This is a genomic window from Pseudomonas sp. RG1, from assembly GCF_025910115.1.
Taxonomy (GTDB): domain Bacteria; phylum Pseudomonadota; class Gammaproteobacteria; order Pseudomonadales; family Pseudomonadaceae; genus Aquipseudomonas; species Aquipseudomonas atacamensis.
Map to the genome: position 1 here is coordinate 19,607 of NZ_JAPCIK010000033.1, position 20,008 is coordinate 39,614.

Genomic DNA, 20,008 nt, shown 5'->3' on the forward strand with positions numbered 1-20,008 from the left:
TAGGCAAACATGTCCGACGGCCTCTATGATGGAGGCCATGACGACGACCGTGCCCTTGCGCTCACCCTGCCCTCCCGGCGCCTGCATCTGCGGGCGCGATCCGTTGCTGGAAACGCCCGGCGCGGATTTGCGCATCCTGCGCTTGACTCGCGCTGAAGAAAAAATTCTTCTGGCGCGCCTGGAACAACTCAAAGACCTCGAGGACCTCAAACGCCTGCAACAGCGTATGTACGAGCAACTCGGCATTCGCGTCGACGTCGCCCCCGGTTTCAACGAAGTGCGCACCATGCGCGGCATCGCCATTCAGATCGACGAGCTGCCAGGCCTGTGTCGCAAGACTCGCGCGGCAATTCCGGCGGCGATTCGCAAGGGCCTGGAAAACCACCCGCAAATCGCCTTCGAACTGCTCAACGCCCACGATTTGCTGCGCGACACCTGATCACTTTTTCATGCCGACGCGTTTGCGCATCTCGGCGGTGATGGTCTGTCGGGTTTTCTTCATGTCCGCCCAAGGTTCATCACCGACTTCGGTCAGACGCTCGTGAACGTTGTAGATGTTCCAGTGATTACCGCCCTTGATTTCAGCGACTTCCTCTCGGTACAGCGGCACCGACACCGGCATGCCTTCCCGCGCGCGTGCGGCGTAGGCGCAAATGGTGGTGGCGCCGAGGCCGTTGCGCAGGTAATCGATGAAGATCCGCCCGACGCGGTTTTTCGGACCGGACACCGCTGAAATACGATCCGGCAGCAACTTGGCCATGTGGCTGACGATGGCGTGGCTGAAGTCCTTCACTTCGTCCCAGCCATGCTTGCGGGTCAATGGCACCACCAGGTGAATGCCTTTGCCGCCGCTGGTTTTCAGGAAGGCTTTAAGGCCCAGCTCATCTAGCACAGTGAGGGTCAGCGCGGTGGCTTCAACCATGCTCTTCCATGGCAGCGCCGGATCCGGGTCGAGGTCGAGGACGAAGCGATCAGGCTTGTCCAGATCCACCTTCGTCGCGTTCCAGGTGTGCAGCTCGACGGTACTCATCTGCACCGCGCCGACCAGCGCTTCGGGATTGTTGATCATCATCACTGGCTGGCCGGTGACGTCCTTGTCCAGTGCAGTGATACCGGGAATGGCCAGACGATCGGCGTTCTTTTGGAAGAACAATTCGCCGGCAATGCCGTCCGGTGCACGCACCAACGCCACGGGGCGATCCTTGAGTTGCGGCAGGATGTATTCGGCAACGCTGGCGTAGTACTGCGCCAGTTGCATTTTGGTCGTGCCGCTGACCGCGTCAATCACCCGATCCGGGTGGGTAATGCGTACTTTGCCGCCGGCCAGTCCTGATTGCGACGGCGCGGTCTCGGCTTTTTTGCTGGCGGCGGTTTTCTTTGCCGGCTGCTTGTCGGCGGTTTTGGTATTTTCGGTTTTTTCGTTCTTTTCGTACTTGGCAGCTTTCACAGGCTTCGCTCGCTCCTCGGTAATGTCCTTGGCCGGTTTGTCATCGCGCAAACCATGGAATACGGCGTGGCGCACCGAGCCGTCCTTGGTCATCTCGGCGAATGCCACTTCGGCCAGCAGTTTGGGTTTGAGCCAGTGCACACCTTTGGCCTCGAAACCGCTGGGCGGATTGACCACTGCGGCGCTTTTGGTCTGCAACGGCTTGAGTTGGGCGAGGATGCTTTTCAATGTGGTTTCGTTGAAACCGGTGCCGACCTTGCCGGCATAGCGCAACTCGCCGCTGTCACGGTCGTGCAGGCCGAGCAGCAACGCGCCGAAAGCACTGCGCGCGCCTTTTGGATCGGTGTAGCCGACGATGACGAATTCCTGGCGATGCTTGCATTTGAGCTTGATCCAGTCGCCGCTGCGCCGCGATACATATGGCGAGCCGAGGCGTTTGCCGATCAGGCCTTCCATCTGCATCTGACAGGCGCTGTTGAGCAGCGCATCCGGGGTTTCTTCGAAGGCTTCGGAGAAGCGCAGCGTTGACGATTCTTTCTGTGCGCCGAGGATGGTGCTCAGCGCGGCGCGGCGTTCTTCCACCGGCACATCGCGAAGGTCGACGCCATTCAGATACGGCACGTCAAACAGGTAATAAACAATGTTGCCGCTGCGCCCGGCATCAAAAGCATTCTGCAACGCCTGAAAGTCCGGCACGCCTTGCTCATTGGCCACGACCATTTCACCGTCCAGCCACGCCGACTCCAGACCCAATGCCGCCAGCGCCTTGGCTTGCTGCGTCAGCTTGTGCGTCCAGTCGTGACCATTGCGGGTGAACAGCTGCACCTCATCGTGATCGATCCGCGCCATGATCCGGTAACCGTCGAACTTGATCTCGTAGCTCCACTGCCCTTCGGGTGCGCTGTCGACCAGCGTCGCCAGCTCCGGCTTGATCAGTGCCGGCAACTTGGCCTTGCGCGCGCCGGTAAGCTGCCCGGACGCCTGCTTGCGCGGCTTGGCCGGGGCCTTTTTTACCGGTTTGGCTTTATCGGCAGCAGCCGCCGATTTGCCAACAATCGTGCGCTCGCTGAGCACGCTGTCGGGCTCGGCGACCAGCACGTCGAAATCATCCTGCGGTCGCGCGGCGTTGTCCTGATGCTTGATCAGGAACCATTGTTCTTTCTTGCCCGGCATGTGCGTACGCACCAGATTCCAAACGCCGCCGAGCTTCTCGCCCTGAAGCTCGAACTTCAGTCGGCCCTTGGCATAGGCCTTGTGCGGATCGTCCAGCGGAATCCACACGCCGCGATCCCAGACGATCACATCACCGGCGCCGTAATGCCCCTCGGGAATGCTGCCTTCGAACGTCGCGTAATCGAGCGGATGATCCTCGACATGAATCGCCAGACGCTTGACCGACGGGTCCAGCGACGGCCCCTTCGGCACCGCCCAGCTCTTCAGGGCGCCGTCGAGTTCGAGGCGAAAGTCATAATGCAGGTGCGAAGCGTCGTGCTTCTGGATGCAGAACTGCAAGGCATGATCCTTGGCCGTCTTACGGCCCGAGCGCTTGACTGCGGCCGGTTCCGACGTCGCGGAAAAATCACGCATGCGGTTGTAATCGTCGAGGTTCCTGTTCATGAGCACACCGATGGCAGACGGGTTCTGTTATGCAGAAGAGCGACACGGCGGCGGAAAAATTCAATCGAGGTAAAAAAGCCCCGGACGGATGGAGCGGCCGGGGCTTGTAACGACACATCCAGTAATTGGCTGGGGCTGGCTAAACAGAGTGCAGACACTAAGGCTTTTCCGGCCTGATTGCGTCAGGCAACGATAGACCGACGCAGCCATAGCGCCAGCACCGTTGGGCTGACGCCGGGTCACCGATGAAATCGCACCCGAGAAATTTTCCGCGAGCCAGCTAAGATTCATGGGTGGTGAACCTTATCCCGGCCAAACCGGTCGATAGCTGCAACCCGACCCGGTTTGCCGACGCCCTTTCTGACGATGGGCGATACCCGGCTTGCTTCACTTTCTGGAGAACGCCCCCGTGATATCCACCGTACACATCGCCAGGCTCAAAGCATGGGGCGCCCATGGTTTTACCGCGACTGGCGTGGTCACCGCCTTCCTCGCCACCCTCGCCCTGCTGGAAAACCAGCCGATTCATTGCCTGATGTGGCTGGGCGTGGCGCTGATCGTCGACGGCCTCGATGGCGCACTGGCGCGCAAGGTCAATGTGCAATCGGTGCTGCCGAGTTTCGACGGTTCGATCCTTGATCTGGTCATCGATTACCTGACTTATGTATTCATCCCGGCACTGTTTATCTACCGCTACATTCCCCTGCCCGATTACACCCTGTTGCTGACGGTGTCGGTGATTCTGGTGTCGTCGCTGTTCTGTTTCTGCAACGTCAACATGAAGAGCAAGGACAACTATTTTGTCGGCTTCCCGGCGGCCTGGAACGTGGTTGCGCTGTGCCTGTACATCATCGGCCCGGGGCCGTGGATCACCTTTCTCACCGTGATCGGTCTGGCATTGCTGACGGTGACGCGGATGAAATTCCTGCACCCGTTCCGCGTGCGGCGTTTCATGCCAATCAATATCGCGGTGACGGCGATCTGGCTGTTGTGCAGCCTGTCACTGGTGCTCAATCACCCGGTGATCAACCCGCTGGTGATGGGCTTGTGGTTGCTGATGTCGGCTTATTTCCTGGGGATCTGCATCTGGCGCACGGCGCTGGAGTGGTTTGATCGCAGCCATTTGAAATAAGCACATCCCCTGTGGGAGCGAGCCTGCTCGCGAATGCGGTGGTTCCATCAACATAAAGGTTGGCTGGCACACCGCTTTCGCGAGCAGGCTCGCTCCCACAGAGATCTTCATCGATCAGGAGATCCGAGGTGGGCTAGCGCTTGGTAATCACCACCTCCAGATACTCACTCGACACCACCAGCGACGCCTCCCCGGCGCGATTCGACCGGTTGAGCAACTCCGTCAGATCATCCTCCAGCGCCTGTCCGGCCTCCGCCGACAACACCGCAAAAGCCTTGTGCACCGGCCCGTACCAGTGGCGAAAGATGTCAATGAAATGCGCCGCCGAGCGGTAGCGGAAATTGAAGTGGCTGCGGGTCACGCGTACGACAAAATCGCGGTCATCGAAATGCTTGTGCAGCCACGCATCCGAGCCCCAGTTCGATGGCGGCTGAGCAACCGCGGGCGGTGGTAGATGCTGGCCGAGAATCTTGAACATCTGCCCGACGAAGCCCTCCGGCGTCCAGTTGGCCATTCCGATCCGCCCGCCCCGCCGACAGACCCGCCCCAGCTCATTAGCGGCGCTGACCTGGTCAGGCGCGAACATCACGCCGAAAGTCGACAACACGGCGTCGTAGCTTTCATCGGGAAAAGGCAGAGCCTCGGCATCGGCCACTTGAAAAATCACCTCCAGATGTTCGGCCCGGGCGCGATCCTGACCACGCTCCAGCAATGCCGCGACGTAATCGGTCGAGGTCACCACACAACCGCGCCGCGCCGCTGCCAGGGTGGCGTTGCCGTTACCGGCGGCGACATCCAGCACCTGTTCATCACAGCGCAGATCGCAGGCCTCGGCGAGGCTTTCACCGACGATCTGCAATGTGGTGCCGATCACGGCGTAGTCGCCACTGGCCCAAGCGACTTTCTGACGTTCCTTCAGGGCAGTGAGATCAATCGGGGTACTCATGACAGCGAGCTCCGTGGCAGAGAGAATGCACAGGCTGCGACGCGGACCGTGCTTGCTCACTATCGCGCCGAGGCTGCCCGGCGTCCCTGCCAATCGTCCGGCAACCCCGTAAACCGGGCACTTTGCCGATGAGTGGTGAAGATCTGTCAAGCGCATGAAACACTCAGGCGGCCGGTGCCTTGGCCTCTTCCAGCAACTGCTTGATCATCTGCTCCTGCTCGGCATAGCGACCTTCGCCGAAGTGGCTGTAACGCACCTGGCCCTTGGCGTCGATCAGGTAATGCGCCGGCCAGTATTGATTGTCGAAGTTGCGCCAGATCGCGTAGTCGTTGTCGATGGCGACCGGGTAGGTGATGCCGAGTTTTTTCACCTGATCCTTGACGTTGTTGATGATGCGTTCGTAGCCGTATTCGGGGGTGTGCACGCCGATCACTACCAGGCCGTCCTTCTCGTATTTCTTCGACCAGTCTTTGACGTACGGCAGGGTGTGCTGGCAGTTGATGCAGTCGTAGGTCCAGAAGTCCACCAGCACCACTTTGCCGCGCAGGGATTCGGCACTGAGCTCTGGTGAATTGAGCCATTGCACAGCGCCCGACAGCGACGGCATCGAGCCCCGCGCCTCGTCCATCATCGAATCGGCGCGGACCTTGCTGACGAAGTAGTCGACCACTTTCGGCACGTTTTCCAGGACGTTTTTCTCGACGCTGGCCACGCCCTCGGAAGAGGTATTGGCGAGCAGGGTTTTGTCGGCGCCCGTCGAGATCACCGCGACCGTAGCAAGTACCGCAACCCCGGCACCGCGACGCAACCAGCCGCTGAACGGGATCGACGGTTTCAGCCGATTGACCAGACCGCGCCCGGCGAAGATCAACGTGCCCAGCGACAAGGCACTGCCGACGCCGTAAGCCAGCAGCAACAGGCTGGTCTGCGCATTGGCGCCTTGCAACATTGCGCCGGTCAGAATCACCCCAAGGATCGGCCCGGCACAGGGCGCCCACAACAGGCCGGTGGCGACACCGAGCATGATCGAGCCCATCGGTCCGGCACGTTTACGCGTGTCCTGATCGAGACGATTGCCGAGCGCGACAAACGGCCTGGTCAGCCAGTCACCGACGCGGGCCGAGATCAGCGACAGGGCGAACAGCGCCATGACCAGCAAGGCAACGTGGCGGCCGGTGTTGCTGGCCTGAATCACCCACTCGCTGCTGACCACGGCAAGGCTGGAGATCAGCGCAAAGGTCAGCGCCATTCCGGCGAGAGTCAGGAAGATCGAGGAACGGGTACGGTTGGCGCCAGCGAACAGAAACGGCACCACCGGCAGGATGCACGGACTGAGAACGGTCAGCAGACCGCCGAGAAATGCGATGAGGTACATAAGGGGTCACCTTGGAATGGGGGCTGGGCACACAACCGGGCAGCGAGGGAAACGTCCCTCGCTAGCTCGCTTTATTTACGCCGTGGCTCATGCAGTCTGGCCGTCGAGCAACTGCCCTTGAGGCGTACGACTGGCACCGTTTTCCGCGACCAGTTGGCCTTGCGGTGTACGGCTGGAACCATCAGCGGCGACCATCTGGCCTTGCGGCGTGCGGCTCGATCCGTCAGCGGCAACCATCTGCCCCTGCGGCGTGCGGCTGGAGCCGTCAGCGGCAACCATCTGCCCCTGCGGTGTGCGGCTGGAGCCATCAGCGGCAATCAATGCATCGCTGCCCTCCTTCGCCACGGTGGTCAGCTGGAAGCAGGTGCTGCTGGCGCAACTGCTCTGCTCCACAGCACTGTTGGCGTGGGCGGCGGCACCGGTGAAGGCGAAGGCTGCTGCGGTCAGAAAGCGCGAGACGTTGTTCATGGCAAAACTCCTTGCAGAAAAAGTAGGGATGACTCAGTTCTGGTTGTTGCAGCCGTCAGCGAATTTGCTGTAATCCAGCTCGCGGGTTTTGCCAGCGGAATCGAGGTAGGTCATGCGCGCCTCGGTGATGCCGCAGGTCACCGAGGTGTCTTCGGTCATCGACAGCACTTTCTGGATATCCAGATGGGTGCCGTAGGTGTAGGTTTGCCGGCTGACGTCAGCTTCGGCGTGGGCCGACAGGGTGCAGATGTTCAGAGCGGCGAACAGGCAGGCGGCGAATACGGATTTGTTGTTCATGGTGTAGTCCTCAAGGCTTCAGTGGGTTTGAGCCGAGGCGGTCTGTGTGTGCCTCGATGGAGCCTATTTGAGGCCTTCGAGGTATCGCGTCTGTGTCAGGAAAGGACGAGAATCACTCGTTGTGTATCCATGCAGCGTGTAGATACAGAGCGATACAAAACCGCGAAAAAATCGTGATTTTGCGTCGGTGTGTATCCGCCGCTGCGGCAGATACACTGCAATACAAAGGCAGGCAGGCGTGCGGTCTACGGCGCTATAGACTGCACGGCATTCCCCTTTGACAGAGGCTTGAACCGATGGAACATGTCGATCACATTCTCATCGTCGACGACGACCGCGAGATCCGTGAACTGGTAGGCAACTACCTGAAGAAGAACGGCCTGCGCACAACAGTGGTCGCCGATGGCCGGCAGATGCGCAGCTTCCTTGATGCCAACACCGTCGACCTGATCGTGCTCGACATCATGATGCCCGGCGACGATGGCCTGCAGCTGTGCCGCGAATTGCGTGTGGGCAAACACAAGGCGACGCCGGTGCTGATGCTCACCGCGCGCAACGATGAGACCGACCGCATCATCGGCCTGGAAATGGGCGCCGACGATTACCTGACCAAACCCTTCGCCGCCCGCGAACTGCTGGCGCGGATCAACGCCGTGTTGCGCCGCACGCGCATGCTGCCACCGAATCTGGTGGTCACCGAAGCCGGACGCCTGCTGGCGTTCGGTCGTTGGCAGCTGGACACCTCGGCCCGCCACCTGCTCGACAGCGACGGCACCATGGTTGCCCTCAGCGGTGCCGAATACCGCCTGCTGCGGGTGTTCCTCGACCATCCGCAACGGGTGCTCAGCCGCGATCAACTGCTCAATCTGACCCAGGGCCGCGAGGCCGATCTGTTCGATCGCTCCATCGATCTGCTGGTCAGTCGCCTGCGTCAACGCCTGCTGGACGATGCTCGCGAGCCGGCCTATATCAAGACCGTGCGCAGTGAAGGTTATGTGTTTTCGCTGCCGGTCGAGCTGCTTGGAGCTTCAGCATGAAACTCAAGCTGCAATGGCCGCGCACCCTCGCCTCGCGCCTGTCGCTGATCTTCCTGATCGGGCTGATTCTGGCGCAGGGCCTGTCGTTCGGCGCGCAGTATTACGAGCGTTACCAGAGCGCGAAAAGCACCATGCTCGGCAACCTCGAAACCGACGTCTCGACGTCGATGGCCATCCTCGATCGCCTGCCCGCCGCAGAACGCGAGGCCTGGCTGCCGCGTCTGGCCCGGCGCAATTACGGCTACCTGCTCAACGAGGGCGAACCGGGCATGCCGGTGACCTCGGCTGAAAAGTCCGTCGCGATTGCCTCAATTACGGCGGCCATCGGCGACACTTATCCCATCGTGTTTACCGAAGTTCCCGGTGGTCCGAGACAACATTTCCAGGGCCACTTGCGGCTGAGCGACGGCAGCCCGGTGACCATCGATATCCGTCCGGCGATGGTGCCGCTGTCACCATGGTTGCCGGTAGTGCTGCTGGGCCAACTGGCATTGCTGATCCTCTGCACCTGGCTCGCCGTGCGCATCGCCATTCGCCCCCTCACCCGCCTCGCCAATGCGGTGGAAACCCTCGACCCCAACGCCCATCCGATCAAACTCGACGAGCAAGGGCCGACCGAAGTGGTCCACGCCGCGCGGGCGTTCAACGCCATGCAAACGCGCATCGCCGCCTACCTGAAAGAACGCATGCAACTGCTCGCGGCGATTTCCCACGACCTGCAAACGCCGATCACCCGGATGAAATTGCGCGCAGAGTTCATGGACGACTCGGTCGAAAAAGACAAACTGAGCAGCGATCTCGGCGAAATCGAGCATCTGGTGCGCGAAGGCGTGGCCTACGCCCGCAGCGTTCACGGCGCCACCGAAGAAAGCCGGCGTACCGATCTCGACTCGTTCCTCGACAGCCTGGTCTTCGACTATCAGGACATGGGCAAGGACGTGCAGCTCGGCGGCAAGAGCAAGGCGGTAATCGAAACCCGCCCGCAGGCCCTGCGCCGGGTCCTGGTGAACCTGACCGACAACGCCCTGAAATTCGCCGGCGCCGCGCAATTGCAGGTCGAAGCGCAGGGCAACAGCCTGTCGGTGAAAGTCCTCGATCGCGGCCCGGGCATCGCCGAGGCCGAACTGGCGCAAGTAATGGAACCGTTCTACCGCGTGGAAAACTCGCGCAATCGTGATACCGGCGGCACCGGGCTCGGACTGGCGATCGCCCAGCAATTGGCGATGGCGCTGGGTGGCTCGCTGCTGTTGAGCAATCGTGAAGGTGGCGGGTTGTGCGCTGAACTGAAGTTGCCGCTGCCACGCTGAGAAAAACACCGACTAGACTCATTCATTACCCAGTCGAGGGGGCCGCAGGACGTCTGCTGTGCCCTGCCCCAATCCGTGACCACCGCCCGGTGGCGCCTGCCTCGACATTCAACGCCGCCGGACGGTGATCCTGTTTCAGGAGCACACGTGATGAATGAGGCGAAGCTCAACGAATTCATGGGCAAACTGGTCAACGACATGGGCGGCGCGGCGATGCTGGCCAATGTCATTGTCGGCGAAGAACTCGGTCTGTACCGGGCAATGGCCGACAGCCAACCGATCAGCCCCGAAGCCCTCGCAGCCAAAACCACCTGCAATCCGCGCCTGGTGCGCGAATGGCTCAGCGCCCATGCCGCATCGGGCTATATGGAACACCTTGACGGTCAATTCCGCTTGCCGGAAGAACAGGCACTGGCGCTGGCCGTAGAGGATTCGCCGGTGTACGTTGCTGGCGGTCTCGGCGTGGTGGCGTCGTTTTTCCATGACAAGGACAAACTGGTCAAGGCCATGCGCGGCAATGGCGCCTTGTCGTGGGGCGATCACCATCCGTGCATGTTCAGCGGCACTGAACGCTTCTTCCGCCCCGGCTACAAAGGTCACCTGATTGCCGAATGGCTGCCGGCACTGGAGGGTGTGGTGGCGAAGCTGGAACGCGGCGCCAAAGTTGCCGACATCGGCTGCGGCCACGGCGCCTCGACGGTGATCATGGCCCAGGCGTTTCCAAAATCGCAGTTTGTCGGCTTCGACTTCCACGAGCCGTCAGTCACCGTCGCCACGCAACGGGCCGAAGAAGGCGGCGTGGGCAACCGCGCCAGATTCTTCGAGGGCACGGCGAAAAACTATCCCGGCGGCGACTACGACCTGATCTGCTTTTTCGACTGCCTGCACGACATGGGCGACCCGGTCGGCGCCGCTCGCCACGCTTATGAGTCGCTGAAACACGACGGCACGGTGTTGCTGGTCGAACCGTTCGCCAACGACAAACTGGACGACAATCTCAACGCGGTCGGGCGCCTGTTCTACGCCGCCTCGACGTTTATCTGCACGCCCAATTCGCTGTCACAGGAAGTCGGCCTCGGGCTCGGTGCGCAGGCCGGGGAAATGCGCCTGCGCAAAGTCTTTGTCGAGGCCGGGTTCAAGCAGTTCCGCCGCGCCACGCAAACGCCGTTCAATTTGATTCTGGAGGCGCGCAAGTAACCCGTGCGGATCGCGTGCTAACCTGCGGAGCACTGCCCATTCTGGAGTGCTGAGCATGCTCGATAGCCCGATCCGCGAACATCTCGATACGCTGTTGCAGGCCATGGCCGACGATAAATTCCTGATATTGACCGGCGCCGGCATCAGCACGCCATCGGGCATTCCGGACTATCGCGACAGCGACGGCGTGCGTCGTGGGCGGCAGCCGATGATGTATCAGGAGTTTCTCGCCGCCCCGGAATCACGCCGGCGTTATTGGGCGCGAGCGATGCTCGGCTGGCCGCGCGTGCGTCAGGCCCGACCGAATGCCGCGCATGAGGCGCTGGCGACATTGCAACAGCGTGGCCGGATCAGCGCTTTGATCACGCAGAACGTCGATACCTTGCACGATCAGGCCGGCAGCCACGATGTGATCGAACTGCACGGCAGCCTGCATCGAGTGCTGTGCCTGGATTGCGGGCAGCGCAGCGAGCGCGACGCGATCCAGCAGTTGATGGAGACACAAAATCCCTACCTGAGTGGTGTTGATGCGGTGCAGGCGCCGGATGGCGATACCTTGCTGGATCCGGCGTTTGAAGCGCGGTTTCAAGTGCCCCGGTGCCCGCATTGCGCGGGTGAGCGGATGAAACCGGATGTGGTGTTCTTCGGCGAGAACGTGGCGCAACCGACAGCCGCACGGGCGCTGGCCGCCGCCGAGAATGCGGCGGGGTTGCTGGTGGTGGGATCGTCGTTGATGGCGTATTCGGCGTTTCGCTTGTGTCGGGTGATTGCCGAGCGTGGCAAGCCGTTGATGGCGATCAATCTGGGCAAGACCCGGGCGGATGATCTGCTCGATTTGAAGATTGAAGGCTCGTGTGAGGAGCTTTTGCCGTGGTTGGTGGAGGAGCTGGGGCGGTGAGATTTTGAGTAATGGGTTCGGCTTGAAATCGGCCCCTCACCCTAGCCCTCTCCCGAGGGAGAGGGGACTGACCGAGGTGTTTGTACGGGATTCGTCGACCTGAAATCACTCATCGAACTCAGATCTTTGACTGCCGTGCTGGTGCCGGACTCAATGCGCCCGATCCAGCCCCGCCAGCAATGCGCTGTCGTGGCTGTAGATGTCCGGCGCATAACGAACATGGCCGCTGCTGTCGACTTGCGCCGTCCAGTAGGTCATCAGGATCGGCACCGGCGCCGACAGGCGAAATTCATGGGTGCTACCGGTTGCCAGCAAAGTCTCGGTACGAGCTTTTTCTGCCGGGGACAGCAGCAGATCGCGCAGTTGCAGCGGGTGCTCGACGCGCACACAACCGGAACTGAACGCCCGTGGGCCTTTGTCGAACAGCGCCTTGCTCGGAGTGTCGTGCAGGTAGACCGAGAACGGGTTGGGGAAACGGATGACCATTTGCCCCAGCGGATTGCGTGGGCCGGCGTCCTGACGCAGGAGGATGTTGCCGGGGTTGTCCCAGTCGATGTCCGCCGCCGCCAGAGGCTGGCCGTTGGCGTCGAGCACTTGCAGGTTCTGGCGGCTGAGGAAGGTCTGGTCCTTGCGGATTTCCGGCAGCTTGTCTTCTTTCCAGATGGTCGGCGGTACGGTCCAGGTCGGATTCAGCGTCAGGCGGGTGACGCGGGATTTGAGCAGCGGCGTCTGGCGTTCGGCGCGGCCGACCTGGGTGCGGGTCTGCCACACCGGTTGACCGCCCTGATACAGCGTAAGCTCAGCGGCCGCGACATTCACCACCAGACCACTGGGCTCCATGTCCTGGGCCATCCAGCGGAAACGTTCGAGATTGACGCGCAGCTGATCGCGGCGGGTCAGCGGGCTGATGTTCAGCTCGGCAATGGTGCCCGGCCCGACCACACCGTCAGCCTGCAACGAATGGCTGGCCTGAAAGTGCTTCACTGCCTCCACCAGCACGTCATCGTAGGCGTTGTCCGGCGGCACCAGTGCGTGTGCCAGATAACCTTCGCTGTACAAACGTCGGGCCAGTTCCGGCACGCGCGGGTCTTCCATCGCCGGGCGCAGCAACGGGCCGTTGCCCACCGGCTGCCATTGCGGCAAGGCTTGCAAGCGTTGCGCGGCATACAGCTGACGCAGGCTCTGATATTGCGGCAGATGCGGACGCGCCAGGTCGAACGCCGCAGCAATATCGTTCATGCCCGGCACGGCAATGCTGAGCAGTTGCGCCTGACGATCGGTCGGCGGGCCGTCGACACGCCACAGCGGTTCGAAATGCGATTGCAACAGACGGCCGTAATGCAGATCCTGCAAGGCCTGCAGGTAGTTGCGGCTGATGTCGATGTCGGCGCACAGCTCGCCATCCTGCGGCGGTGTCGTCGCGACCGCATAGCGATTCGGATTCAACCCATCATCGGCCAACTGTTGCAATTGCGCGCGCAATGCCGGCAAGCGTGCCGACTCACTCGCCCACACCGGCATCCAGTCCTGCTGTTCATAAAACGCCTGCAATTGGCTCAACGCCGGGCCACTGAGGCGCGGAGCAATGGCCGGGCACGACTGCGCCAGGCTGATCAAAACCGCCTGCAACGGGCTGCGCGGCTCGACCGGCAATTGCGTTTGAGGCGTCGGCAGGGTTTCGAGCGGGGGCAGCGGCTCATCGGCGCAAGCGACAAACGGCGCAGCGAGCAAACAAATGCTCAAGTAGCATGCGTACTTTTTGAACAACTGCTTTACTCCAATCCATGGCCGTCCAGATGACGGTCAACCTTACATCAGGTGCGCTGAACAGTCAGGCTCGAACCGCGAGCCTGCGGGTATTGACTGGGAGTCAGGAGCCAAAGTGCCGTTTATGTAGCAAGTTGAGGACACTTTATAAAATGTTGACGTTTTTGCGCCGACTTCTGTTGAGCACCGCGACCCTTGTCGCCGTGACCAGCCCAGTATTTGCCGCCGGCAAGCCATCGCCGGTTCTCTACAACAGCCTCGCCCACGCCGCGCCGGAACTCAATCCCCAGGCGCTCAAAGGTGCATTGAACGCCATGCAATGCGCGGTCAACAACGGCGCGAAACCCTCGCGGCATCTGGCGATCATCGATTATTCGCAACCGTCCACCGAACGCCGCTTGTGGATCTTCGATCTGAGCAAAAAGAAACTGGTGCTGCGTGATCTGGTTGCCCACGGTTCGAACTCCGGGGAAAACTTCGCCACGCAGTTTTCCAATCGCGAAGGCAGTTATCAGTCCAGCCTCGGCCTGTTCCGCACTCAGGAAAGCTACGAAGGTACTCACGGCTATTCGCTGCGCATGGACGGTCTGGAACCCGGTTTCAATGATCTGGCCCGTGATCGCGCGATCGTGATTCATGCCGCCAGTTACGTGAACCCGCTGTGGAGCAAGCGTCAGGGGCGTATCGGCCGCAGTCAGGGTTGCCCCGCCGTGCGGCCGCAGATCGCCAAACAGGTGATCGATCGCCTGAAGAACGGACAGTTCATGTTTTCCTGGTATCCGGATCAGCGCTGGCTGCAAAAGTCACCGTATCTGAACTGCCAGCCGCAACAGGTGGCAAGCATTCTCAATACCCACGCCAGTTAACGCGCGTCGCCGCCGGCGGGTTTGTAGAACAGGAACCTGCCGGTCTGCGCGGTGTTGCGATAGGCCTTGGCCCAGCTCGGGTGCACGCCGCGATCGTGAAAATACAGGGCACCGCGCGTGCGGTCCTTGAGCTGACGGTTCAACGCCTTGCCGGCGATTTCCTTGGCCAGCGCGTATTCGGCGTCTTCCTTGACCTGATCGGGCTTGCCATCGCACCACCAGGAAAACTGGCAATTGCCGCTTTCCGAACCCTGCTTGACTACCGCGCACACCGTGTCGGGAAAGCCGTCGTGGCCGAGGCGATTCATCACCACACTGGCGACGGCTTCCATTTCCGGGGTGTCCTTGCCCTTGGCTTCCCAATAGATACTGCGCGCCAGACAGGTCAGCGGATCGTCCAGCGGCGCGGCGCCGGCCGGGTCTACTGCCTGCGCTTCGGTGGGGGTGATGGCCTCGGATTTCGGCGCCGGAGCAGCGCTGACTTTATCCGCCGCTTTCTCCTCCAGCACCTCGGCTTTCTGTTCGGCCTTGGCCTCGATCGGCGCCTGCGCCCCGGCCCATGCTGCACCGGTCAAAAAGATCCACAACAAACCGCCCGCCAAGCCTTTCGATCCCATGTCGGTTCTTCCGTCAGCGCCCGCCCGGGGCAAGATGTTACGTCGGTGAGACGCCCGGTTTGCGGGGTCTTCGCAGAGTGTAGCGAGCAAATGCGCGGGCACACCAGCGCAGAAAAAAATCCGCCGCAAAGAAAAACACATTCACTCACCGGGGGCCTTTCGCGCATCATGGGCGCATTCAGCTCAAGGGAGATTTCCATGCGCTTCATGCCGTCCGTTTTGCGTTGTGCCGCACTGTCGCTGGGCGTGGTGTTCGCCACCTCGGCGCTGGCTGCCGATGAACTGCAATTGATCGAGTCGATCAACAGCTATCGCAGCCAGCCGCAGCGTTGTGGCACGCAGGCATCGAACGAGTTGCCACCGCTGTCGGCCGATCCACGTCTACGCCTGCCGGCCAGCGGCGCGGTCGATCTGCAGCAGGCCATGACCAGCGCCCAGTACCCGATGGTCAACGTGCAGGCGATCACCCTCAACGGCCCGCGCGATGCGGCGTCAGCAATGAAGGCGATTCAGGAAAGCTTCTGTCAGGTGGTGCTCGATCCGCAGTTTGTCGATATCGGTGTCAACCGCGTTGACCGCGACTGGCGCATCGTCCTCGCGCGGCCGTTGCTGACGGCGAAACTCGGCGATGCACAAAGCGAAGGGCAAAAGCTGCTGGCGCAACTCAATACCGCGCGCGGCCAGGCGCGCCAGTGCGGCGGGCAGTCCTTCGCGGCGGCGGCACCGCTGGCCTGGAACGCCACGCTGGGCACGGTCGCTCAGGATCACAGCCGCGACATGGCCAACAACAATTACCTCGACCACAAGGACGGCGACGGCCGCACGCCGGGCGACCGCGCCGAGCTGTCCGGTTACAGTGGGCAACTGGTCGGCGAGAACATCGCCGCCGGGCAAGACACCGTCGGCAAGGTCGTCGACGGCTGGCTCGCCAGCCCCGGGCATTGCGCCAATCTGATGAATCCGCAATATCAGGAACTGGGCGCCGCGTACGCGACCGATCCGAAAAGCAACGCCGGCATTTACTGGACGGCAATGTTTGGCGCACCGTAAGGCATCATCGACGCCGTCAATCACTCGGTCAGCCAGAGTGATTGGACGGCGTGGCGAGCGCAGCCTACCCTGCGCGATCTGCGCCCGCTGACGGCGCTCCACATCCACGAGGCGAGCCCATGACACAGCGTGAATTGATCGATGGTCACAACCGCCGCGTGGATTATCTGCGCCTGTCGGTCACCGACCGCTGCGATTTTCGCTGCGTCTATTGCATGGCCGAGGACATGCAGTTCCTGCCGCGCCAGCAGATCCTCACCCTCGAAGAGCTGTTCCAGGTGGCGCAAAGCTTCGTTGCCCTCGGCACGCGCAAGATCCGCCTCACGGGTGGCGAGCCGCTGATCCGGCCTGGTGTCGTGCAACTTTGCGAACAGATCGCCGCCCTGCCCGGCCTGCGCGAACTGTGCCTGACCACCAACGGCTCGCAATTGGGCCGACTGGCCCAGCCGCTGTTCGACGCCGGGGTCAAGCGCCTGAACATCAGCCTCGACAGTCTCGATCCGCAGCGCTTCAAAGAGCTGACCCGCACTGGCGATCTGGCGCAGGTCATCGACGGCATCGATGCCGCGCGTGCCGCCGGTTTCACCCGTACCAAGCTCAATTGCGTGGTGATGCAGGGCCGCAACGATCACGAGATCAACGATCTGGTCAGTTTCGCCATCGAGCGTGATCTGGATATTTCCTTCATCGAAGAGATGCCGCTGGGCGCGATCGCCGAACACAGCCGCGCCGAATCCTTCTACTCCAGCGCGCAAGTGCGCGAACGCATCGCCGAACGCTTTACCCTGATCGACTCGACCGAATCGACGCAAGGGCCGTCGCGCTACTGGCGCGTGGCCGAAGCGCCGAACATTCGCCTGGGCTTCATTTCGCCGCACAGCCACAACTTCTGCGGCACCTGCAACCGCGTGCGCCTGACCGTCGAAGGTCGCTTGCTGCTGTGTCTGGGCAACGAGCATTCGATGGACCTCAAAGCGGTGTTGCGCGCCCATCCGGGCCACCCGGAACGTCTGGAGAACGCGATCATCGAGGCGATGAAACTCAAGCCGTATCGACACAACTTCGAAGTCAACGACGACGTGCAAGTGGTGCGTTTCATGAACATGACCGGCGGCTGATTCGCCGCGCAACCGGGACCGCGAGATGATCGTCAGACCGAGACCCAATCAGTTCGCCGTGCTGTTCACCCTCAGAGGCTCGATCGCCAAACGCATCGCCGTGCGCACTTTGATGCTGACACTGCTGGCGGCAGCGATTGTGCTGATCGAACTTCTGGTGCCGAGCTACTTCGCCCAGATCAATTCGACGCCGTTCACCCTGCTCGGTCTGTCGCTGTCGATCTTCCTGAGCTTTCGCAACAACGCCTGTTACGACCGTTGGTACGAAGGGCGCAAGGCCTGGGGCGAAGTGCTGTTGCGGGTGCGCGCGGTGATGCGCGAAACCCAAGGCATCGATGACTCGCGCCTGCGTGGGCAACTGTTGCGCAACCTGTGCGGTTTCGCCCACGCGTTGAATGCAAGACTGCGTGGCGACAGCGAGGAGCAGGCCAGTGCCGACTGGGTCAGCCCGCCGATCGATGGGGCGGCGCCGGATCACTGCGGACAGATCATTCATCAGGTCGGGCGCCAGTGTTCCGAGCTGGAAACGGCCGGTGTGCTGTCGCCTTGGCGTTATCAATTACTGGCCAATCACCTGACCTGCCTGAGCCAGGCCCAGGCCGTTTGCGACCGCATCAAGAACACGCCACTGCCCTTCCCTTACACCCTGCTGCTGCACCGCACCATCTACCTGTTCTGCCTGCTGCTGCCGTTCGCCATGGCGCAATCGCTGGGATGGTTGACGCCGCTGTTCACGGCGATTGTCAGCTACACCTTTTTCGGCTTCGACGCGATTGCCGATGAACTCGAAGACCCGTTCGGCCGCGATGAAAACGATCTGCCGACCGATGCACTGGTGCGCACCCTGGAGCGCGATGTGCTGTACGAACTCGGCGTCTCGCCGTTGCCGCCCGCACCGGAACCGGACGATTACGTGCTGCGCTGAATGGCTCAGCGGCGGGCTCGGCGTGTTGACTCTGGATCGAGGTGCTGCCATTCGCGAGCAGGCTCGCTCCCACAGTTGAAATGCACTCTCCTGTGGGAGCGAGCCTGCTCGCGAAAAAGGCAACTCGGTCAAGCAGCCCAAACGCCGTAAAGCGCCACCGACGAATCTTCCATTTACACGCGCGCAAATTCCCCCTTACTATCCGGGCACACCGGTCGCCGGGCCTGCCCAGCCGCCGACGCTTTCCGCCAACGGAAACACGCGTTATGAGTACGTCACCACAACAACCGCAAAGGTTGCACGTCTCTGCTGTACGCGCCCACTGCAACAGGGGCCGCGTATGAACCGCATCGTCAATCTGCCCATGGCCCTGCGCCGTTCCAAGCTGCGTCACTCCGCACGCCCGCCGGATATCGCCATTCCTGCCTGATCGCGTGAGCTGTAACCGCGACAGTCAATTTCCCGATTTTCCTGATATCCCTGCCGGGACACTTACGCCTTTTTGTCGCGTCGTGTCCGGCCGAATCTGCGCGCCTGTGCGGCGCCATCGTGAGTGATTTGCCATGAAATTCGCAGCCATCGAAGACGCACGCCTGTTCCTCGAACAGAACCCCGATATCGACATGATCGAATTGTTCATCCTCGACGCCAACGGCGTGCCGCGCGGCAAGCTGTTGCACCGTGAAGAACTGCTCGCCGTGTACGAAAGCGGCCGACCACTGCCGAGCACCATCCTCGGCCTGACCGTACAAGGCGAGGACGTGGAAAACTCCGGACTGGTCTGGGATGTGGGCGACATCGACTGCCGCGCCTATCCGCTGCAAGGCAGTCTGGTACGCCTGCCGTGGCGACAGATTCCAACCGCTGCGGTGCAGGTCAGCATGCACCCGAGCGAGGGCATGCCGGCGAGCATCGCTGACCCTCGGCACCTGCTGATCAAAGTCATCGACGGGCTCAAGGCCGAGGGCTATCACCCGATCATGGCCTGCGAGCTGGAGTTCTATCTGCTCGATGCCAAACGCGACCACAACGGCCGCCCACAACCGGCGCTGGACGCCGACGGTGGGCGACCGCGACACACGCAAGTCTACGGTCTGCGCGAGCTGGAGCAGATCGAGCCATTCCTCGCCGACCTCTACAGCGCGTGCAAACTGCACGGTATTCCGGCGCGCACGGCGATCTCCGAATACGCCCCGGGGCAAGTGGAAATCACCCTTGAACACGGCGATGCGCTGGAAGCGATGGATCAGGCGGTGCGCTACAAGCGTCTGGTCAAAGGCGTGGCGCACAAGCACGGCATGCAGGCGACGTTCATGGCCAAGCCGTTCGATGATCTGGCCGGCACCGGCATGCACATGCACGTCAGCCTGGCCGATGCCGAGGGGCGTAATTTGTTCGCTTCTGAAGACCCGGCCGGCACACCGCTGTTGCGCACGGCGATCGGCGGCATGCTCGCCTCGCTGCTCGATTCGCTGCTGCTGTTCTGCCCCAACGCCAACTCCTACCGGCGTTTCCAGGCCAACAGCTACGCGCCACTGGCGCCGACCTGGGGTGTCGATAACCGCACGGTCAGCCTGCGCGTACCCGGCGGCCCGGCGCCGACACGCCACATCGAACACCGCATCTGCGGCGCCGACGCCAACCCTTATCTGGCAGCGGCAGCGATCCTCGCCGGCATTCATCGCGGCATCCGTGAAGAGCTGGATCCGGGGGCACCGGTCGAGGGCAATGGTTATGCCCAGGCGAAAGAACTGCTGCCGACTGATTGGCTGACCTCGCTGCAGGCGCTGGAAAATTCCGCGTGGGCACGGGAGGCGTTGGGCCAGGAATTCCTTGGGGTGTATCTGGCGGTGAAGCGTGCCGAGTATCGGCAGTTCATGGCTGAAGTGGGTGAGCAGGATTGGCGGTGGTACCTGACCGAGGCTTAACGATCCGACACCGAAC

Annotated in this window: 18 protein-coding genes; 11 read left to right on the forward strand and 7 right to left on the reverse strand. The window is 61.8% G+C overall.

Annotated features, from left to right (window positions below; genetic code table 11):
* Positions 1-37: 37 nt before the first annotated feature.
* On the forward strand, positions 38-439 hold the full coding sequence (locus OK411_RS17420; protein ID WP_181424942.1) for a hypothetical protein: 402 nt from the start codon (positions 38-40) through the stop codon (positions 437-439).
* Here the strand turns inward: OK411_RS17420 and ligD are convergent, their stop codons facing one another.
* The gene (gene ligD / locus OK411_RS17425) at positions 440-3,064 is read right to left on the reverse strand and encodes a DNA ligase D (RefSeq protein ID WP_264365437.1); all 2,625 of its coding nucleotides are present in this window, start codon (positions 3,062-3,064) and stop codon (positions 440-442) included.
* 409 nt (positions 3,065-3,473) lie between these two features.
* Between ligD and pcsA the strand changes: the two genes are divergently transcribed.
* Entirely contained in the window at positions 3,474-4,196 is a 723-nt protein-coding gene (gene pcsA / locus OK411_RS17430) for a phosphatidylcholine synthase (RefSeq protein WP_016775154.1), read from the forward strand.
* Positions 4,197-4,329: 133 nt separating this feature from the next.
* Here the strand turns inward: pcsA and OK411_RS17435 are convergent, their stop codons facing one another.
* The 4 genes from OK411_RS17435 to OK411_RS17450 all read right to left on the reverse strand — a co-directional run bounded on the left by OK411_RS17435 (position 4,330) and on the right by OK411_RS17450 (position 7,282).
* Positions 4,330-5,142, reverse strand: coding sequence for a class I SAM-dependent methyltransferase (locus OK411_RS17435; protein WP_264365438.1), 813 nt, complete (start codon positions 5,140-5,142; stop codon positions 4,330-4,332).
* Positions 5,143-5,305: 163 nt separating this feature from the next.
* Positions 5,306-6,517, reverse strand: coding sequence for a cytochrome c biogenesis protein DipZ (locus OK411_RS17440; protein ID WP_264365439.1), 1,212 nt, complete (start codon positions 6,515-6,517; stop codon positions 5,306-5,308).
* A gap of 87 nt (positions 6,518-6,604) precedes the next feature.
* A complete protein-coding gene (locus OK411_RS17445; protein WP_110600975.1) occupies positions 6,605-6,985 on the reverse strand; it encodes a hypothetical protein in 381 nt (126 codons plus the stop codon).
* Between the two features lie 33 nt (positions 6,986-7,018).
* Positions 7,019-7,282 carry a DUF2790 domain-containing protein gene (locus OK411_RS17450; RefSeq protein WP_016775158.1) on the reverse strand — a complete coding sequence of 88 codons (264 nt, stop codon included), beginning with the start codon at positions 7,280-7,282 and terminating at the stop codon, positions 7,019-7,021.
* Between the two features lie 296 nt (positions 7,283-7,578).
* On the opposite strand from OK411_RS17450, the gene OK411_RS17455 reads away from it, so the two are divergent.
* The 4 genes from OK411_RS17455 to OK411_RS17470 all read left to right on the forward strand — a co-directional run bounded on the left by OK411_RS17455 (position 7,579) and on the right by OK411_RS17470 (position 11,721).
* A complete protein-coding gene (locus OK411_RS17455; RefSeq protein WP_039762337.1) occupies positions 7,579-8,319 on the forward strand; it encodes a response regulator in 741 nt (246 codons plus the stop codon).
* Positions 8,316-9,626, forward strand: coding sequence for an ATP-binding protein (locus tag OK411_RS17460; RefSeq protein WP_056789126.1), 1,311 nt, complete (start codon positions 8,316-8,318; stop codon positions 9,624-9,626). Before OK411_RS17455 ends, OK411_RS17460 begins: the two co-directional genes overlap by 4 nt.
* A 150-nt stretch (positions 9,627-9,776) precedes the next feature.
* Positions 9,777-10,823, forward strand: a complete 1,047-nt coding sequence (locus tag OK411_RS17465; protein ID WP_264365440.1) for a class I SAM-dependent methyltransferase — start codon at positions 9,777-9,779, stop codon at positions 10,821-10,823.
* A gap of 55 nt (positions 10,824-10,878) precedes the next feature.
* The gene (locus OK411_RS17470) at positions 10,879-11,721 is read left to right on the forward strand and encodes an NAD-dependent protein deacetylase (protein WP_264365441.1); all 843 of its coding nucleotides are present in this window, start codon (positions 10,879-10,881) and stop codon (positions 11,719-11,721) included.
* A gap of 150 nt (positions 11,722-11,871) precedes the next feature.
* Here OK411_RS17470 and OK411_RS17475 read toward each other — a convergent pair whose 3' ends face one another.
* Positions 11,872-13,488 carry a L,D-transpeptidase family protein gene (locus tag OK411_RS17475; protein ID WP_264365442.1) on the reverse strand — a complete coding sequence of 539 codons (1,617 nt, stop codon included), beginning with the start codon at positions 13,486-13,488 and terminating at the stop codon, positions 11,872-11,874.
* A gap of 152 nt (positions 13,489-13,640) precedes the next feature.
* Between OK411_RS17475 and OK411_RS17480 the strand changes: the two genes are divergently transcribed.
* Positions 13,641-14,354 (forward strand): murein L,D-transpeptidase catalytic domain family protein, encoded by a 714-nt coding sequence (locus tag OK411_RS17480; protein ID WP_016775166.1) that lies wholly within the window; start codon positions 13,641-13,643, stop codon positions 14,352-14,354.
* Here the strand turns inward: OK411_RS17480 and OK411_RS17485 are convergent.
* The gene (locus tag OK411_RS17485) at positions 14,351-14,971 is read right to left on the reverse strand and encodes a cell wall hydrolase (RefSeq protein ID WP_016775167.1); all 621 of its coding nucleotides are present in this window, start codon (positions 14,969-14,971) and stop codon (positions 14,351-14,353) included. The two genes, OK411_RS17480 and OK411_RS17485, sit on opposite strands and share 4 nt — an antisense overlap.
* Positions 14,972-15,169: 198 nt before the next feature.
* On the opposite strand from OK411_RS17485, the gene OK411_RS17490 reads away from it, so the two are divergent.
* From OK411_RS17490 to OK411_RS17505, 4 genes are all read left to right on the forward strand, one after another.
* Positions 15,170-16,021 carry a CAP domain-containing protein gene (locus OK411_RS17490; RefSeq protein ID WP_130888749.1) on the forward strand — a complete coding sequence of 284 codons (852 nt, stop codon included), beginning with the start codon at positions 15,170-15,172 and terminating at the stop codon, positions 16,019-16,021.
* A gap of 119 nt (positions 16,022-16,140) precedes the next feature.
* Entirely contained in the window at positions 16,141-17,139 is a 999-nt protein-coding gene (gene moaA, locus OK411_RS17495) for a GTP 3',8-cyclase MoaA (RefSeq protein WP_016775169.1), read from the forward strand.
* Between the two features lie 25 nt (positions 17,140-17,164).
* A complete protein-coding gene (locus OK411_RS17500; protein ID WP_264365443.1) occupies positions 17,165-18,064 on the forward strand; it encodes a bestrophin family protein in 900 nt (299 codons plus the stop codon).
* A gap of 563 nt (positions 18,065-18,627) precedes the next feature.
* Positions 18,628-19,992 (forward strand): glutamine synthetase family protein, encoded by a 1,365-nt coding sequence (locus tag OK411_RS17505; protein ID WP_110645561.1) that lies wholly within the window; start codon positions 18,628-18,630, stop codon positions 19,990-19,992.
* The last annotated feature ends 16 nt before the right edge of the window (positions 19,993-20,008 follow it).

Coding starts and splice junctions, on each gene's coding strand:
- OK411_RS17480 (WP_016775166.1), top strand. CDS start 13,641: ATGTTGACGTTTTTGCGCCGACTTCTGTTGAGCACCGCGACCCTTGTC.
- OK411_RS17470 (WP_264365441.1), top strand. CDS start 10,879: ATGCTCGATAGCCCGATCCGCGAACATCTCGATACGCTGTTGCAGGCC.
- OK411_RS17490 (WP_130888749.1), top strand. CDS start 15,170: ATGCGCTTCATGCCGTCCGTTTTGCGTTGTGCCGCACTGTCGCTGGGC.
- OK411_RS17500 (WP_264365443.1), top strand. CDS start 17,165: ATGATCGTCAGACCGAGACCCAATCAGTTCGCCGTGCTGTTCACCCTC.
- OK411_RS17420 (WP_181424942.1), top strand. CDS start 38: ATGACGACGACCGTGCCCTTGCGCTCACCCTGCCCTCCCGGCGCCTGC.
- OK411_RS17465 (WP_264365440.1), top strand. CDS start 9,777: ATGAATGAGGCGAAGCTCAACGAATTCATGGGCAAACTGGTCAACGAC.
- OK411_RS17440 (WP_264365439.1), bottom strand. CDS start 6,517: ATGTACCTCATCGCATTTCTCGGCGGTCTGCTGACCGTTCTCAGTCCG.
- ligD (WP_264365437.1), bottom strand. CDS start 3,064: ATGAACAGGAACCTCGACGATTACAACCGCATGCGTGATTTTTCCGCG.
- OK411_RS17455 (WP_039762337.1), top strand. CDS start 7,579: ATGGAACATGTCGATCACATTCTCATCGTCGACGACGACCGCGAGATC.
- OK411_RS17460 (WP_056789126.1), top strand. CDS start 8,316: ATGAAACTCAAGCTGCAATGGCCGCGCACCCTCGCCTCGCGCCTGTCG.
- OK411_RS17505 (WP_110645561.1), top strand. CDS start 18,628: ATGAAATTCGCAGCCATCGAAGACGCACGCCTGTTCCTCGAACAGAAC.
- OK411_RS17435 (WP_264365438.1), bottom strand. CDS start 5,142: ATGAGTACCCCGATTGATCTCACTGCCCTGAAGGAACGTCAGAAAGTC.
- OK411_RS17485 (WP_016775167.1), bottom strand. CDS start 14,971: ATGGGATCGAAAGGCTTGGCGGGCGGTTTGTTGTGGATCTTTTTGACC.
- OK411_RS17445 (WP_110600975.1), bottom strand. CDS start 6,985: ATGAACAACGTCTCGCGCTTTCTGACCGCAGCAGCCTTCGCCTTCACC.
- OK411_RS17450 (WP_016775158.1), bottom strand. CDS start 7,282: ATGAACAACAAATCCGTATTCGCCGCCTGCCTGTTCGCCGCTCTGAAC.
- moaA (WP_016775169.1), top strand. CDS start 16,141: ATGACACAGCGTGAATTGATCGATGGTCACAACCGCCGCGTGGATTAT.